The following is a 15,509-nucleotide window of genomic DNA, read 5'->3' as shown; positions in this document are numbered from 1 at the left end:
ACAATGGAGAGCTGCTATGGGATTGATTGAGCGCATCGGGCGAGTGATTCGCGCCAACCTGAATAGCCTGATTGGACAAGCCGAAGATCCAGAAAGAATTCTGGAACAAGCTGTGGAGGATATGCAGCACGATTTAATCCAAATGCGGCAGGCTGTCGCCCAAGCGATCGCGTCCCAAAAACGTACAGAACGCCAAGCCTGCCAAGCTGAATCAACGGCACAAGAATGGTACAATCGCGCTCAACTGGCACTGTCGAAAGGGGACGATAATTTGGCACGAGAAGCCCTAACTCGACGACAAACTCATCAGCAAACAGCTCAAGCTCTCCAGGGGCAACTGGGGCAGCAACGTGAGATTGTTACTAAACTTAAAAAAGATATGCGGACTCTAGAGAGTAAAATCTCGGAGGCAAAAACGAAAAAAGACCTTTTCATTGCCAGAGCGCGTTCGGCTCAAGCCTCAGAGAAGATTAACGAGATGCTGGGAAATCTCAATACAAGCGGTACCCTGAGTGCCTTTGAGCGCATGGAAGATAGAGTACATGAACTCGAAGCCCGATCCGAGGCGATCGCCGAACTCTCTAGTGGCGATGAACTGGAAAAGCAATTTAATGCCATAGAAAGTGGCAATGACGTTGATACAGAATTAGCTTCGATGAAAGCCAACCTAGGTGGCACAACGGAATCGGCAAAATTACCCTCCTCTCAAGCCACATCAGGTGGCAATGCGGAGATCGAGGCAGAACTGGAAAAACTGCGTTCTGATCTGGATAAATCCTAATCGGTGCAACGTCGCACATTTATATTCCGGACTGATAGCCTCCCTGCACCCCTGCACCCAGACGTAGCGTGCTACGCCTCTACAAGCTCCCCGACACCAAAAATGGTGAGGATCTAGCAATATTGAGCTGGAAGTTTTTACACTAGATAAATAGCCTCCTGTCTGAATACCATAAATGAGTGTTTCAATTACATTAACCCAGTGCTTTCTCCAAAAGGCAGGAGAGCCTCTATTCCACAAAGTTGACCCCCTAAGCAGATTCCCAACCGTAGAGCCTGCTTGATACTTAGTTTGTACATTCCGAGAGGATAAACAGCGTCATGGGACTATTCGATCGCCTGAGCCGAGTTGTCAGAGCTAATCTTAACGATATGGTTAGCAAGGCTGAAGACCCAGAAAAAATTCTGGAGCAAGCCATTATTGACATGCAAGAAGATCTGGTACAACTGCGCCAAGCCGTTGCCCGATCCATTGCTACGCAAAAACGTACCGAGCAACAATACAATAAAAACCAATCCGAAGCCAATAACTGGCAGCAACGCGCCCAACTTGCCCTGCAAAAAGGGGATGAAAACCTAGCCCGCGAAGCACTCCAGCGCAAAAAATCCGTCGCTGAAACAGCAACCGTACTCAAAGGTCAGCTTGAACAGCAAACGGCTCAAGTAGACACCCTGAAGCGTAACCTAATTGCCTTGGAAAGCAAAATTTCTGAGGCGAAGACCAAGAAAGATATGCTTAAGGCACGGGTGAGTGCGGCTAAGGCGAACGAGCAGTTACAAAGCACCATTGGTCGTTTGGGCACTGGCTCGGCGATGGGAGCATTTGAGCGGATGGAAGACAAAGTGATGGAACTCGAAGCCCGTTCCCAAGCAGCTCATGAGTTGGGTGGTGCTGACTTAGAAAATCAATTTGCCGCCCTGGAATCGGGGAGTGATGTTGATGATGAGTTGACGGCAATGAAAGCCCAGTTATCCGGTGGTTCTGTCTCTCAGCCAGCTTTAGAAGGCACATCAGAGCAGAAAACTGACTCAGGCGCTGCCCCCAAATCAGAAGTTGACGACGAATTGGAACAACTGCGAAAGCAAATCGACAATTTGTAAGCATCAGCCGTCAATTAGCCAAGTCGCAGCAATCCAAGACCTCGGTAGAGACGTAGCATGCTACGTCTCTACATAATAATCATGACATTTCCTTTGATGTTTTCTTGCGATCGCCTAACGGCTTAGACTGATTGACCTTTCATCTGGCAACAGCTAACTATTGTCGAGATGTAGCCCGTCTCGCTACAGTAGTCATTGGTTTTGTTTTGATGGAGGGTGTTGTGAGTAAAGTGCTTGAGATTACCGATCAGGAGTTTGAAACCGAAGTTTTAAAAGCTGACAAGCCAGTGCTAGTGTATCTTTGGGCAAATTGGTGTGGACCTTGCCGCCTCGTCTCGCCCTCGGTGAATTGGATTGCGGAGAATTATGGCGATCGCCTGAAAGTGACTAAAATGGAAGTTGATCCAAATCCCGTGACTGTGAAGCAGTACCACGTCGAAGGAGTCCCCGCACTCTTAATCTTTAAAAATGGAGAGGTTGTCCAATCCTACGAAGGTGCTATTGGTAAGCAAAAGTTACAGGAAATGATAGAAAAGAGTTTGGAGTCTTGAAGGTTATCGGGACGGGTTTCACCATTATCTTTTTTTGCTACCCAAATGTCACTAAACCAGCCTTGTCTGGATTAGAATGCCCTATTCCCTGTTCCCTGTTCCCTATTCCCTGTTCCCTGTGCAATAACTAAACCATGCAGTTTGCTCAACGTTTACAACCTCTGCAAGCCAATGTGTTTGCTGATATGGATCAGGCGAAGGTAAAAGCTAAAGCCTTGGGTCAAGATATTATTGACCTGTCATTGGGATCATCTGATTTATCGGCATCGGATCATGTCGTTGCCGCTATTGAAACCTCGCTGCATGACCCTAGCACTCATGGTTACTTACTGTTTCATGGGACGCAAGCGTTTCGTCAGGCTGTAGCCAAGGGCTATAGCCAACGATTTGGTGTTCCGGTTGACCCAGAAACGGAGGTTCTGCCCCTGATTGGTTCCCAAGAGGGAACGGCGCATTTACCTTTAGCGATTCTCAACCCCGGTGATTTTGCCTTATTGCTTGATCCAGGCTATCCGTCTCATGCGGGTGGGGTGTATTTGGCGGGGGGTCAAATCTATCCTATGCCTCTGTTGGCAGAAAATCAGTTTTTACCTGTTTTTGAAGAGATTCCCGCCTCTGTCCTTGCCCAAGCTAGGATGATGGTGCTGAATTATCCTCATAATCCCACCAGCGCGATCGCACCGTTATCGTTTTTCCAGAAAGCGGTGGCTTTTTGCCGTCAGCATGACGTGGTTCTGGTTCATGATTTCCCTTATGCTGACTTGGTATTTTCCCCAGATGGTACTGCACCCGCCAATCTGAACACCCTAGCGCCCTCAGTTTTACAAGCTGACCCCCATAAAGAAATCTCGATTGAATTGTTTACCTTTTCTAAATCCTATAATATGGGCGGCTTCCGCATTGGGTATGCGATTGGAAATGCTCAACTGATTAAGGCACTGCGCCAAATCAAGGCGGTGGTGGATTTTAATCAGTATCGCGGAATTTTAAACGGTGCGATCGCGGCGATGCAAGGGAATCAAGATGGTGTGCAAGCGATGGTTACCACCTTTGAGAAACGGCGGGATGCCTTTGTGCAAGCGTTAAACCGTATCGGTTGGCAGGTGCCACTTCCCCAAGCGACGATGTATGTCTGGGCAAAATTACCCCAACCTTGGGATCACAATTCGATCCAATTTTGCAGCCGATTAGTTGAGGAAACTGGAGTGGCGGCATCTCCAGGGGCAGGTTTTGGCAAGGCTGGGGAAGGATATGTCCGCTTTGCTTTGGTGCATGAACCTGAGTTGTTAGAAACAGCCGTGCAGCGAATAGCCGGATTTTTGCGATCGCATAAGCATAAGTAACGTTAACGATGAGTTCTTAATCCTTTAGCTTGACAAATATCACGAGATAGGGTATATGCCTTATGCGGACGTTCAAAAACGGGATGATTTTCGAGGCGATCGCACGCCACCCGCAACCCAGTTTGCCAATCTTGCGGTTCTGGTAAAATCCGCACATCCCACAAGCGTACTGTTTTATCCGGACTACCACTGGCAAGTCTCTCACCATCCGGACTAAACGCCAGCGATCGCACTGCACCTTGATGTCCCCGTAACGGTTTACCCCGTAACTGACCCTGAGAATTCCATAAGCGAATTGTACCATCCCCACTACCACTGGCGATCGTTTTCCCATCCGGACTAAACGCCACCGCAAAAACGACTCCCTGATGTCCTCGCCAAGGTTCACCGATTAACTCACCTTGACGATTCCATAAGCGTACCGTCCCATCTCGTCCCCCACTGACAATCCTCTCACCATTGGGACTAAACGCCAGGTCAAAAACCACACCCTCATGTCCCCGGAATGGTTGACCCAAGGGTTGACCCTGACGATTCCATAAGCGAATCGTACCATCCCCACTACCACTAGCAATGGTTTCTCCATCCGGACTAAACGCCACTGTAAAAACAACTCCTTGATGTCCGATGAACGGTTGACCGATGGGATTACCTTGGCGATTCCACACCTGAATGGTTCCATCTTTACCGCCACTGACCAGAAATTGACCATCTGGACTCCAAGCTATTGAGGTGATCCAATCTTGTCCAAAAAACGGCTGACCCAGGGGTTGACCTGGAACCGTCCACAAGCGAATTTTACCATCCTGGCTACTACTAGCAATCACCTGTCCCTGGGGACTAAAAGCGACTCCTGTCACCTCATCTTTATGTCCGGGTAAGGATTGACGAATTAAATTATCCTGTCGCGTCCAAAGATGAACTAAACCATCCTCCGTTCCACTGACCAAGATTTGATGATCAGGATGAAAAGCGACAGCATTAACTGCTGATTCGTGGTCTAAGCGATCGCGTTCTCTCGCTACCTCAATGGCTAACCAAAGACTAGACGCAATCCGCTGATCAACGTGCTGAAATTTAGCATAACTTTGACCCGTTGTTTCAATTGCCAGTAATAATCCCTTAATCGGTTCCACCGGGAGCAAATTTTGGACAGTAGCGGCATTTTTATACAATTGTTCCCGTTGAGCAATCTGTGCCGTTTTATACCATCGGCTCATCCCCATCCCCGTGGTCAGACTCAATAGCGCGATCACGGAAATTAATCCTCCCCTAGCTAAACCTCGTCGCGTTCGTTTGTACTGAAGACTTTGCTGAATTAGGTCTTGTCCTAAGGTAGATAAATTGAGATTATCTCGATAATATTCTGCCTCAGTTAGGGTTAATTCTGATAAAATTCGGTTCGGTTTTCCTTGAGTTTGCCACTCAATCGCCGCCGCTTCAATTTGGCGCTGGAGTCTCATCCAGTGGCGTTTTTCTTCGACCCATTGCTGAAGTTTTGACCAATGCTGAATTAGGGCTTCATGAGCAATCGTTACCAGGGTTTGGTTCCATTTTCCGGAGTGAGTAACGATTAAGCCAGCATCGATTAATTTTTGCATCACTGATGTAACTGCTTTCGTGGAATGGCGATCGCCAATGAAATCGTTTACCCCATTTGTTGTAGAGACGTTGCATGCAACGTCTCTACATGGCGCTGTGTTACCAGACATAGTATGAGACGTGCCATGGCACGTCTCTACAGATTTAAATCGGTTTCTAGACTTTACTTGAAAACTCAGGATTAACTCAGACGGGTCTACTTGTCGCGCCGTAACTTGACCGTTTTCATTTAATTGGATTAACGCCAAAAAAATGTCTTTGGCAATTTGTTGCTCATTAGCCGACAACGATTGATAAACGCGGTTGGCGTGTTTTTCGATTGCTCCTTGCAGCTTACCCCAACGATAATATTCGGCTACCATTAACCGATCCACTGGACGCCGTTGCCACAGTTGAGTTAACATAAACTGGAGTAACGGTAAACTGGCAGTATCCTCTAAATCTAAGAGTAGTTGAGTTACTAAATCTGACTCAATCTCTACACCCACTTGCTGGGCGGGTTTAATAATAGCGGTTTTCAATCCTTCCCTGGTCATTGGCGTCACCGTCACCATCAGCGCCTGAATTTTTTGCACCAATTCGGGATAACTTGCACAATGAATTAAAAAATCCGTTCGCATCCCGATAACCAGGCAAAGTTGATTATCGATACGTTCTAGTCCACCCAACAAACAATCAAAAAACTGTTGTCGTTCGGTTTCATCCTGACAACAAGTAAACACCTGTTCAAATTGATCCACCACCAGCACTAACCGTTGCTTTTCAGCCCTTGTCCGCACCACAATTCCTAATCCTACCGCCCCCATTTGGATCAGTTTTATGGTTTGGGCGAATTGATAGTCGCGTTCTGGGTTATGGGGATTGATAAAGGATCGGGCTAAATTCTGGAGAGGATGTTCACCGGGTTGAAAAATTAAAGTCAGCCATTCCTGAGTTCCTGATAAGCGTTGTCCCCGTTGAAGCTGATGCAAAAGTCCGGCGCGAATTAGCGAAGATTTGCCACTACCGCAGGTTCCGATTACCGCCAGGAAACTGTTTGTGCGTATATGTTCGAGGAGTTCATCTGTTAACGTCTCTCGCCCATAAAAATACTGGGGGTCTTGATTTTTGTAGTTAAAATAGGCTAAACCTTTATAAGGACAAAATCGTTCCAGTGCGCTGGGGGGTAAAGCAGGTAAAGTTTCTGGATCAGTTTCACGGGTACGGATTAACAAAATCGGATTTCCGGCGTTAGCAAAAATCAGGGGTGGGGATAATTGATGAATCAACTCAGTCAGGGTATAGTTGGTCACCCAGCCAGGGGGATGATTTTTGGCATCGAGTCCTAATAATAGAATGGACGCTAACTGACTATATTTGTCCGATTCAGTCGGATTCAGTTGTCGTGTTTGTAGGTTATCCTTGTCTCCCCATTTCCCCCTCTCCCCATCCTTTTGTGACTGACAGGTGGCGATAAAACAACGACTGTATCCCTGACCCCGATATCCCGGATCAGCTTGGCTGAGGTCAAATCCTTCATCGTTACAATAGCAATTTAACCAAATAATTTGCTCTCGAATTGGACTTTGTTGCAACAAATCACGCAGCCATGACAGAGATAATCCCCAGTTACCGCGATTTGGGTTAATATCGCTGGTGGCTAAAAAACTGGTTGGTCTATCTTGGTGTTTGCAGAGTCCATAGCCAGAGAAATACAGCAGAACCGTATCGGGAATTGTGTTTCCTTCTGGTAATAAGAGTTGGACTAATGCGGCTTCAAGTTGAGTCAGGGTAACTCGAATCGGGATGGTTGAATCGACAGGAGTGTTAAAAGCCGGAATCCGCCTGACTTGGACATTACCGCGATCAATCAGGAGTTGCGCGATCGCATCAGCATCCTTCGCCGGTGATGTCAAGTTTTTCAGGTGCTGAGTATCGTAAGTATTAATCCCAACGATCAAAGCCTGTCGATTCATAAGGAGTCGTCAATCCCTGTCAGCAGTATCCCGTTTTCCGGGCGTATTTAACTGATTCAGAGATTTTGCTCCTAGTCAGGACAATTAGGGGAGTTATTTAGAGGATAAGAAGTTCTGTTGAATAGGGATGAAATTCGACCCTACAGGCGGACACATTTTCCCATTATGAAGTAAGTCTCTCAGACAACTACTGCATTTGTCAATAACCGGATTAGCACTCAATGTTTAGATCCCCCTAAATCCCCCATGGAACAAAAAGCGCGATCGCATCCCTATTTTGGGTAGGAAAAGGATGCATTAACTGATGCTTCTGTCTTGGCTTCTAGTTCGGACAATTGTGTCGTTATTGATGGAATAAGCAGGAACCAGAGATTTGAGCCGATGTTTCTGTTGAACAGGAATAAAATTGACCCTATAGGCTGGCACATTTTCCCACTATGAAGTAATCATCTCAGAAAACCACCACATTTGTCAAGAATTCAAAAAAAAATATTTTTTCCAAACCCGCTTTTAATGGGTTAGTCTTATACCCAGAAACTTTCGGGGCGCAAGGCTTGCGTCCGACACAACCATAGTCAAAGGAGGACAATCTAAGCTAATAAGTTAACAGGGATGGCGCTGACTGGTATGCTGGTGGGCAATGCCCACCCTACGGTATATCAAGGTTTTGTTGCTCCAAAAATGCTTATTGAGCGTGCCATTGAAGTGAACATGGATTACCGATGTGCGTCCTTTCTTTGACCACTAACTGCTATGATTAAATCGATATTCTAAAGATCTGTGTTATTATTTCAAGACTTTCATCCCCTAGTGGCGATCGCAACCACTCCTACCGCCGCCCAAACCCTACAGCCTCTGTGCCATAGTGCCGGGGCGACGTTGTGGCTTCCTGAGTCTGTTCATACCTCTGAACAGAATAATGTTCCCACAGTATCGTTCTATCAGGGTTCTCTTAAATCCCATATAGCCTCCCTCTGGCAAAATCATCGCGCTTTTATTTTTGGATTAGCAACGGGGGCGGTGGTGCGCCTGATTGCCCCGCTTTTAAAGGATAAATCATCTGATCCAGCGGTTATCGTTGTCGATGAAAATGGGCAGTTTGTGATTAGTTTATGCAGTGGACATCAAGGGAAAGCCAATCAACTGACGCGGATGATTGCCTTGCAACTAGGGGCGACTCCTATTTTAACTGGGGGTTCTACAGGGTTAAATTTACCTGCTGTCGATATGGTAGGCATTCCCTTCGGTTGGCAACGGGGTGAGGGAGATTGGACGGGTGTCAGCGCCGCCGTAGCTAAAGGTGAACGGGTTGAGGTAATGCAAGAGGTGGGTTCTAGGTTGTGGCAAAAGCACCTTCCCCCAGGACATCCCTTTGTTTTCGATGCTGATGAAGAGACAGTTGATGTTAATTCAGCCAATTCCCAATCAATTAATGCCCGGATTTGGATTAGTTTTACTCAGCGTCGCTTTTCTCCAGACTCGGATTTACCCAAGGTGCAATGGCATCCACGGGTATTATGGGTGGGGATTGGGTGTGAACGGGGAACATCCAGAGAATTAATCGAAACGGCGATAATTCAAACCTGTCAACGGCATCATCTAGCTGTCGGTGCGATCGCGGGAATTGCCACCATTGATATTAAAGCCTCGGAAGTGGGATTGGTGGAATTTTGTCAAGCCCATGATTTGCCGTTGCGAACCTTTCCGGCGGAGGTATTGCGATCGGTACCGGTGCCTACGCCATCAACGGTGGTGAATCAGGCAGTGGGTAGTCCCAGTGTGGCAGAAGCCGCCGCCTTAGTTTGTAGTCAGCGCTTTAGCGCTTGTAGTCAGCGCTTTAGCGCTTGTAGTCAGCGCTTTAGCGCTTCTGGCACTAAAGTGCCGACTACGAACCTACTGGTAAAAAAACAAATTGTGCGGGCAGATGATCAGCCGGGGGCGGTAACGGTGGCGATTGCTGTGGCGGAACAAGAGTATACGGGTAGAATTGGACAACTGTTGTTGGTGGGTATGGGACCCGGACAGTTAGACCAAATAACGCCAGCCGCAAAAACGGCACTCTCTCAGGCTGATGCGGTAATCGGTTATTCTCTCTATATTGATTTAATTTCCCCGATTCTGCATCCGGGACAAATTATTGAATCTCTGCCAATTACTCAGGAACGCCAACGGGCGCAACGGGCGATTGAGTTAGCCCAGTGGGGATTAACGGTGGCGGTTGTGTCATCGGGGGATTGTGGGATTTATGGGATGGCGGGATTAGTGTTGGAGGAACTAAAAGCCCAAGAATGGGATGGGAAGACACCAAGAGTACAAGTCTTTCCCGGAATTACCGCCCTGCAAGCAGCGGCGTCTCGCGTGGGTGCGCCCCTGATGCATGATTTTTGTGCGATTAGTTTAAGTAACCTGCTGACGCCTTGGGATGTAATTGAAAAACGCCTGAATGCTGCTGCCCAAGCCGATTTCGTCATTGCTTTATATAATCCGCGATCGCGCACCCGGATCGAACAACTGACAATCGCCCATCGTATCTTACTTCAATACCGTTCTCCCCAAACCCCAGTCGCGATCGTGCGATCGGCTTATCGAGAGGATGAAAAAATCACCCTTTCCACACTTGACAAATTACTCGATATTCCCATTGACATGCTGACCACTGTACTCATTGGCAATCAAAGTACCCGTCTTCACGGAGATTGGATGATTACACCACGGGGATACACCCTTAACGGTTACTTTACAGAAAACCAAAACCATTAGAATTCCCTCCCCTTGACAAGGAGAGGGTTAGGAAGATGTCAAACCAATGGATATATCCTGTCCCTAGGCTGTCTCATAGAGACATCAAGTAGGCTTACATGATGCCTAATGCGTGCAGAACTCCTTGACCCGAAAAGTATTCAACGAATAGGGCAATAATGAAGCCTAGCATGGCTAGACGACCATTCCAAATTTCAGCTTGGGGGCTAAAGCCAAATTTCCAAGCATTGCGTTCTTCGGGACTGGTGAGGGTTTCGGGTGCTGGTGTATTTGATGGATTTGTCATAGTGCAATTCTCCGCTTAAGTTATCTATAATTGCCTTTGTAAACAAATGTAACATTGATTGAGGCTAACGTTATCCCTCTTAGGTAAGACAATCCTGGATTATTGAAACTGTTCCCTGTTCCCTGTTCCCTGTTCCCTGTTCCCTCCCCTCACCATAAAACTTATTCAGCAGACCCTATTTAGTTCTGTTGATAGCTGCTGCCAATCGGGTAATCGAGCATCCTGTGTCTGCCGTTGAGAAACAACTATCCTCTGCAAAACTCTAAAATTCTCTAAAAATGCCATGTCTTCGATATCGATCTGGGGCTGTTGGCAAAGATTGACATACAGTCGGGCGTTTAAGGATAACCAGAGTTCTAAATCACTTAGCATTGACTTCCGCCTAAACTTTTTCTCAGTTTAGCTTTGTAGATTCGAGAGCAATAGGGAATATTTTCGGATATTTTACTCACTAAATTAAGAGAAACCTGGTAAAAATACGCAAGAAAATACTTTGGCAATTAATCTACCAGTAAGGAGTAAAGTTAATTCTGAGCAATTACCCGCTCGTAGAAAAGGTTATTCTATCCTGGAACAGTCTTGCCCACCCTACATAAAATCTAATCAAGTATCATTCCTCACCATTAATAGGCGATAGATGAGGGTAGGATAGAGAGAGGCTAACTACTGAATGTTTTTATCTCCGGCTCTCTCACCGGATTTCATATCAAATTAAACAGCGTTTGTCAAGACGACCCGATCTGGAGCTTGATAAAATCAATCACGGTTGCTAATCCGTCCTGAGTCTTTAAATTCGTAAATACAAATGGCTTATCGCCTCGCATCTTTTTGGCGTCTCGTTCCATAACACCCAAATCAGCCCCAACCATTGGCGCTAGGTCTATTTTATTAATCACCAATAAATCCGATTTGGTGATTCCGGGTCCACCTTTGCGGGGAATCTTGTCACCGGCGGCGACATCTATTACATAAAGGGTCAAATCGACGAGTTCTGGGCTAAAGGTGGCGGCTAGGTTATCCCCCCCACTTTCCAAGAAGACTAAATCTAAGGGGGTGAACGTTTGTTCTAACTCTTCAATTGCCGCTAAATTTAGGGATGCATCCTCCCGAATCGCCGTATGTGGGCAACCTCCCGTTTCCACACCCCGGATGCGATCGCGCTCTAAGGCATTAGAGTTTACCAGAAACTGGGCATCTTCCTGGGTGTAAATGTCATTGGTGACGACAGCGATTTGATAGGATGCTCGCATCGCCTTGCACAAAGCATCCAATAAAGCGGTTTTTCCGGAACCTACTGGTCCTGCAATACCAACGCGAAATGTATTCATCAACCGTGTTTGAGATGTGATGTATTAACTATAAATTTACTATTATTTTTACGGCTTTTCTCTGTAGGGATGCGATCGCACGTCTGCAATGGCTGTAACCCCTTGTTACTCGATGAGCGCGATAAACGCCTCAATGGTGTGATTAGAATGACCAATTGTAAATACATTCATGACTATTGCTCATACAAGTCAACAGCTAATTTTCATGAGTACAGTTGTGATTCAATAAAATTATAGCCCTGATCAAACTTCCATATCATCCGGCAATTGAATTGATTCAATTCATTAACAATATCATGATTATTAAAATCTTTTGTGTTTCGGTTGAGGAAACACGAGACTTGAGGTTGATACTGCCGCAGAGGGCTAATAACTGATGCATAAACGATAGCATCTTGCGGTTCCAAGCCGTAATAAACTTCATAGTTTGCTGCATCGCTGAGAATAGCGGCAGTCAGTGAAATAATGTATGCACTTTCCAAGAGTCGTTCTCGATACTGTGCAAAACGCTTTTTCTCCTCCCCACTACTCCGCAACAGTAAATAAGAAATGTCTTCTTCGATGTTACTGATACGACTATTGTAGGATTCTGTGCGCTTAAGTTGATCTAACTCATCATGAAGCTTTCTGTGAAGCTCACTACGGTTTTTGGCTTGACGAATTAATTTCTCATGGGGTTCAGCCAAACTATAGGCAGGTATGACAATTTGTATCCCTTTTGCTTCACAACGTTGCAAAATTTGTTCACAGCTTTCAAACTCTTCTTGCTGGAAGGTTAATTCCAAGACAAAGTTAGTTTCGACATAAACATTCACGCCATAACCTCATAATCAAACTTACCCCCAGCGATGGCTTCATATAGCCCTGAATCAACTAACCATTGTTGAGATTCATCAATATCTGTGGCATATTTATCAGAATGAATTATTTGCCAAAGCCATGATTCAATAATCAATCCTAAACTCTGACGACTGATTTGTTCAGCCGTGATTCCAGCGCCTTCATAGTACGATTGAAGAATAGGGCGTGCATCAATCGAGTAAGTAGGTTGGCTCTGATCGGATTGGGCATCAGCACCCGTCCATAAGTAGAAGCGATCGAGAAAAACCATCAGGAAATAGGGGGCTTTGTAAAACGTTCCGTGTGCGAGAATATTGCGGCGGAATTGTGCTGCCCAGTCTGGTGATGTATTGAGTTTAGGTTTAACTTCAATATCGAGAATTCGTTGACCATTACGGTTATAAACTGACAAATCCCAGTCATCATTTCCCTGAGGATAAGAAATAGGATATTTAATCGGCTTGGGTACTAAGTTACCTTTCATTTTGTTTTTGCCGCAAACGTTACTATAGTAATCCTAGCTTAGATGATATAGATAGTTCGTTACCAGTAGGGACACGGCATTGCCGTACCCTTACTCATTCTGCTTGGTAGCAGATAACCTCTGGGGTAGGTAGGGGTTCTAGGGATGCAACACGTCACAATCGCTGTAACTCTATGCTGTTGTGGGAGAGCGATGAAGGATGAATAGTTCTTCGGTGCAAGAAATTTGTCATTTCTGCTAAAAATAGCAGATTTCCCGATTCGCGATCAGGAGCAGTGTCGTGGGCTGGGGCGATCTTCTGGATCTGAACTGACACAGCTAAAAAGTTGGGATAAATTTGACAGTTGATAGCCGACTTGCGCCCCTACAATCCTAAATCCACTAAATTAGGTGTGCTACGCCAGATCACACGAGACAACTTGGTGTGATAGATTTGAATTACACCTTTAGAGTTGGGTCGTCTGTTGTGGCTAAAGATCGGTTTCATCAAGTTGTTAAGACTGCCCTTATTAAGGATGGATGGAATGTGACTCATGATCCGCTTAGAATTAAAGTCGGTGGAGTAGAGATGGAAATTGATTTGGGGGCAGAAAGATTACTGGCTGCGGAGCGAGGCGATGAAAAAATTGCGGTTGAAGTCAAAAGTTTTTTAGCTAGTGCATCGGCAATTTCAGAGTTTCATACGGCGCTGGGTCAGTTTATTAACTATCGGGCGGCATTGCGTCGTGAAGAACCTGACCGCATTCTCTATCTAGCTGTGCCGGATCTAACCTATAACAGCTTCTTTAAAATTGATTTTCCCGCATCAATGCTGCAAGAAAATGCGGTAAAACTGATGGTTTACAATGTTGACGTGGAGGAAGTTGTACAATGGCAGAACTAACGGATAAAGTAATCAAGTATCAGCAAATTGTGCAGCAATTGTTGATAGATTATGCAGAAGTTAAGCCAGCTTATGGTGAGTTTGAGGTAGAGACGATTTTTGATACGCAGCGCAATCACTATCAAATTGTGCATCTAGGTTGGCACCATAGGCGCTGGGTGCATCATTGTTTAATGCATCTGGATATTCGGAATGAGAAAATCTGGATTTTTTACAATTCAACGGAGCATGATATTGCGGCAGAATTAGTCGATTTGGGTGTACCAAAACATGATATTGTGCTAGGGTTTCATCCTCCTTTCATGCGTGAAATGACTGATTATGCAGTGGGCTAAAAGCCACTGGATAAGGGCGGGTTTAGTCAAGTTATCAGTTGGGTGCTCTCATGTTATCTGTAAAACCCGCCCCTACAAAATTCACACTCACGTTGCACCAGATACCGTGAAAAGTCAGGATTAAAATAGGACTGTGTTTGTAGTAAGCACTTTAGTGCGATCGCCCCTCCTCAATTACGCCAGACAACACCCCAATGCATGGCTATCCCAAGGGATACAATCCTTGGTTAACTTTAGTTCAACTCAGTTTAATTCGCTGCAATTTTTAGGCTCTCTCACGGTCGAAATTGTGATTGTTTTATGGGCATTAACGGCACTATTTTGGTTAGCCCAATGGCAAGCCGATACTGATGCTTGGATAGATGCAGTTAACGAAACCTCTACCCTACCGATTATCACCGTAGTTGCTCCAGATAACACCGTGTCCCTGGGACGCAAACTGGACAATCCTTAGGTGAATCCGTCCGGTTTCCGGATTATCGGCGATCAAGATTTATATCAACGACTTCTGGGAAAAGAACTCACCGATACCAGCAATCCCGAAACCCCAATCGTCTGGCGCTTACTCATTGATCGCGACGGTTATTTTTACATCTTTCCAGCTTTACCCGATAAACGCGATCGCACATTAAGTCCACCTGTTGTGATGATGTATGAAAGTGACGGAGGCGATCAGCTAATGATCCTTAGTCCTCCAACCTCCCGGAATTAGAGTTAGCTGAATAAGCCTTGTTGGGGAGGGTTAGAGAGCAGGGGAAGCAGGGGGAGCCAGATTAGATGTAGGGGCGGGTTTAGGTAATCAATCCAGCTAGTCACCGATAATGGAACAACAAAACCCGCCCTCCTCACCTCTTCCTCAACAACTTGCACCCGCCCATTACCCCACCGAATCGATTAATCCCAAACCGGACAACAAAACCCACCGGATTGTTAACCGCGATCGCATCTTAAAAATGTCGGGGTAAAAGGGTTGATTAGGGCGGGTTTTGTGGAAAGATGATGGGTGGCTCTATTAATTTTATCCCTAAACCCGCCCCTACATTGGATTTGCTGTCCCGATATCAGATGTTCCGATTAACCTGAAACCCGATCACAAAACCTACCTGATTGCTAAGTGCGATCGCATCTTAAAAATGTCGGGGTAAAAGGGTTGATTAGGGCGGGTTTTGTGGAAAGATGATGGGTGGCTCTATTAATTTTATCCCTAAACCCGCCCCTACATTGGATTTGCTGTCCCGATATCAGATGTTCCGATTAACCT

At 45.9% G+C, this 15,509-nt stretch carries 16 protein-coding genes; 10 read left to right on the top strand and 6 right to left on the bottom strand.

The features are described from left to right. The first annotated feature begins 16 nt into the window (after positions 1–16). The 4 genes from ACLFWI_RS13765 (at position 17) to ACLFWI_RS13750 (ending at position 3,775) form a co-directional block, all read left to right on the top strand. A complete protein-coding gene (locus ACLFWI_RS13765; protein WP_446413391.1) occupies positions 17–781 on the top strand; it encodes a PspA/IM30 family protein in 765 nt (254 codons plus the stop codon). 320 nt (positions 782–1,101) lie between these two features. Continuing rightward, on the top strand, positions 1,102–1,881 hold the full coding sequence (locus ACLFWI_RS13760) for a PspA/IM30 family protein (protein ID WP_446413388.1): 780 nt from the start codon (positions 1,102–1,104) through the stop codon (positions 1,879–1,881). Between the two features lie 209 nt (positions 1,882–2,090). Further along, positions 2,091–2,432, top strand: a complete 342-nt coding sequence (gene trxA, locus ACLFWI_RS13755; RefSeq protein ID WP_446413390.1) for a thioredoxin — start codon at positions 2,091–2,093, stop codon at positions 2,430–2,432. 134 nt (positions 2,433–2,566) lie between these two features. Continuing rightward, the gene (locus ACLFWI_RS13750) at positions 2,567–3,775 is read left to right on the top strand and encodes an LL-diaminopimelate aminotransferase (protein ID WP_446413387.1); all 1,209 of its coding nucleotides are present in this window, start codon (positions 2,567–2,569) and stop codon (positions 3,773–3,775) included. Between the two features lie 2 nt (positions 3,776–3,777). Here ACLFWI_RS13750 and ACLFWI_RS13745 read toward each other — a convergent pair whose 3' ends face one another. Further along, on the bottom strand, positions 3,778–7,332 hold the full coding sequence (locus ACLFWI_RS13745) for an nSTAND1 domain-containing NTPase (RefSeq protein ID WP_446413386.1): 3,555 nt from the start codon (positions 7,330–7,332) through the stop codon (positions 3,778–3,780). A gap of 780 nt (positions 7,333–8,112) precedes the next feature. Between ACLFWI_RS13745 and cobJ the strand changes: the two genes are divergently transcribed. Further along, complete coding sequence (gene cobJ, locus ACLFWI_RS13740) at positions 8,113–10,092, top strand: precorrin-3B C(17)-methyltransferase (protein WP_446413385.1); 1,980 nt, start codon at positions 8,113–8,115, stop codon at positions 10,090–10,092. A gap of 94 nt (positions 10,093–10,186) precedes the next feature. Here the strand turns inward: cobJ and ACLFWI_RS13735 are convergent, their stop codons facing one another. From ACLFWI_RS13735 to ACLFWI_RS13715, 5 genes are all read right to left on the bottom strand, one after another. Next, positions 10,187–10,378: a chlorophyll a/b-binding protein gene (locus tag ACLFWI_RS13735; RefSeq protein ID WP_446397545.1), complete on the bottom strand. Its 192-nt coding sequence runs from the start codon at positions 10,376–10,378 to the stop codon at positions 10,187–10,189. 165 nt (positions 10,379–10,543) lie between these two features. Beyond that, positions 10,544–10,750: a hypothetical protein gene (locus tag ACLFWI_RS13730; RefSeq protein WP_446413384.1), complete on the bottom strand. Its 207-nt coding sequence runs from the start codon at positions 10,748–10,750 to the stop codon at positions 10,544–10,546. A 353-nt stretch (positions 10,751–11,103) separates the two neighbouring features. After that, on the bottom strand, positions 11,104–11,706 hold the full coding sequence (gene ureG / locus ACLFWI_RS13725; protein ID WP_446413383.1) for an urease accessory protein UreG: 603 nt from the start codon (positions 11,704–11,706) through the stop codon (positions 11,104–11,106). Positions 11,707–11,909: 203 nt separating this feature from the next. Next, the gene (locus tag ACLFWI_RS13720) at positions 11,910–12,521 is read right to left on the bottom strand and encodes a PIN domain-containing protein (RefSeq protein WP_446413382.1); all 612 of its coding nucleotides are present in this window, start codon (positions 12,519–12,521) and stop codon (positions 11,910–11,912) included. Further along, positions 12,518–13,030 carry a hypothetical protein gene (locus tag ACLFWI_RS13715; RefSeq protein WP_446413381.1) on the bottom strand — a complete coding sequence of 171 codons (513 nt, stop codon included), beginning with the start codon at positions 13,028–13,030 and terminating at the stop codon, positions 12,518–12,520. Before ACLFWI_RS13715 ends, ACLFWI_RS13720 begins: the two co-directional genes overlap by 4 nt. A gap of 466 nt (positions 13,031–13,496) precedes the next feature. Here ACLFWI_RS13715 and ACLFWI_RS13710 point away from each other — a divergent pair, with 466 nt between their 5' ends. From ACLFWI_RS13710 to ACLFWI_RS13690, 5 genes are all read left to right on the top strand, one after another. After that, a complete protein-coding gene (locus ACLFWI_RS13710) occupies positions 13,497–13,913 on the top strand; it encodes an element excision factor XisH family protein (protein ID WP_446413389.1) in 417 nt (138 codons plus the stop codon). Beyond that, positions 13,901–14,248 carry an element excision factor XisI family protein gene (locus ACLFWI_RS13705; RefSeq protein WP_446413380.1) on the top strand — a complete coding sequence of 116 codons (348 nt, stop codon included), beginning with the start codon at positions 13,901–13,903 and terminating at the stop codon, positions 14,246–14,248. Before ACLFWI_RS13710 ends, ACLFWI_RS13705 begins: the two co-directional genes overlap by 13 nt. A gap of 133 nt (positions 14,249–14,381) precedes the next feature. Next, a complete protein-coding gene (locus ACLFWI_RS13700; RefSeq protein ID WP_446409171.1) occupies positions 14,382–14,702 on the top strand; it encodes a hypothetical protein in 321 nt (106 codons plus the stop codon). Further along, on the top strand, positions 14,703–14,960 hold the full coding sequence (locus ACLFWI_RS13695) for a hypothetical protein (protein ID WP_446413379.1): 258 nt from the start codon (positions 14,703–14,705) through the stop codon (positions 14,958–14,960). A gap of 109 nt (positions 14,961–15,069) precedes the next feature. Next, entirely contained in the window at positions 15,070–15,213 is a 144-nt protein-coding gene (locus tag ACLFWI_RS13690; RefSeq protein ID WP_446413378.1) for a hypothetical protein, read from the top strand. Positions 15,214–15,509 lie beyond the last annotated feature (296 nt).

Source organism: Coleofasciculus sp. (assembly GCF_046539235.1).
In the GTDB taxonomy this organism is placed as follows: domain Bacteria; phylum Cyanobacteriota; class Cyanobacteriia; order Cyanobacteriales; family Coleofasciculaceae; genus Coleofasciculus.
Note: the sequence above shows the minus strand (reverse complement) of the source record. Positions and strands in the feature narration are given on the sequence as shown.

Coding starts and splice junctions, on each gene's coding strand:
- ACLFWI_RS13705 (WP_446413380.1), top strand. CDS start 13,901: ATGGCAGAACTAACGGATAAAGTAATCAAGTATCAGCAAATTGTGCAG.
- ACLFWI_RS13690 (WP_446413378.1), top strand. CDS start 15,070: ATGGAACAACAAAACCCGCCCTCCTCACCTCTTCCTCAACAACTTGCA.
- trxA (WP_446413390.1), top strand. CDS start 2,091: ATGGAGGGTGTTGTGAGTAAAGTGCTTGAGATTACCGATCAGGAGTTT.
- ACLFWI_RS13765 (WP_446413391.1), top strand. CDS start 17: ATGGGATTGATTGAGCGCATCGGGCGAGTGATTCGCGCCAACCTGAAT.
- ACLFWI_RS13750 (WP_446413387.1), top strand. CDS start 2,567: ATGCAGTTTGCTCAACGTTTACAACCTCTGCAAGCCAATGTGTTTGCT.
- ACLFWI_RS13760 (WP_446413388.1), top strand. CDS start 1,102: ATGGGACTATTCGATCGCCTGAGCCGAGTTGTCAGAGCTAATCTTAAC.
- ACLFWI_RS13715 (WP_446413381.1), bottom strand. CDS start 13,030: ATGAAAGGTAACTTAGTACCCAAGCCGATTAAATATCCTATTTCTTAT.
- ureG (WP_446413383.1), bottom strand. CDS start 11,706: ATGAATACATTTCGCGTTGGTATTGCAGGACCAGTAGGTTCCGGAAAA.
- ACLFWI_RS13730 (WP_446413384.1), bottom strand. CDS start 10,750: ATGCTAAGTGATTTAGAACTCTGGTTATCCTTAAACGCCCGACTGTAT.
- ACLFWI_RS13735 (WP_446397545.1), bottom strand. CDS start 10,378: ATGACAAATCCATCAAATACACCAGCACCCGAAACCCTCACCAGTCCC.
- ACLFWI_RS13745 (WP_446413386.1), bottom strand. CDS start 7,332: ATGAATCGACAGGCTTTGATCGTTGGGATTAATACTTACGATACTCAG.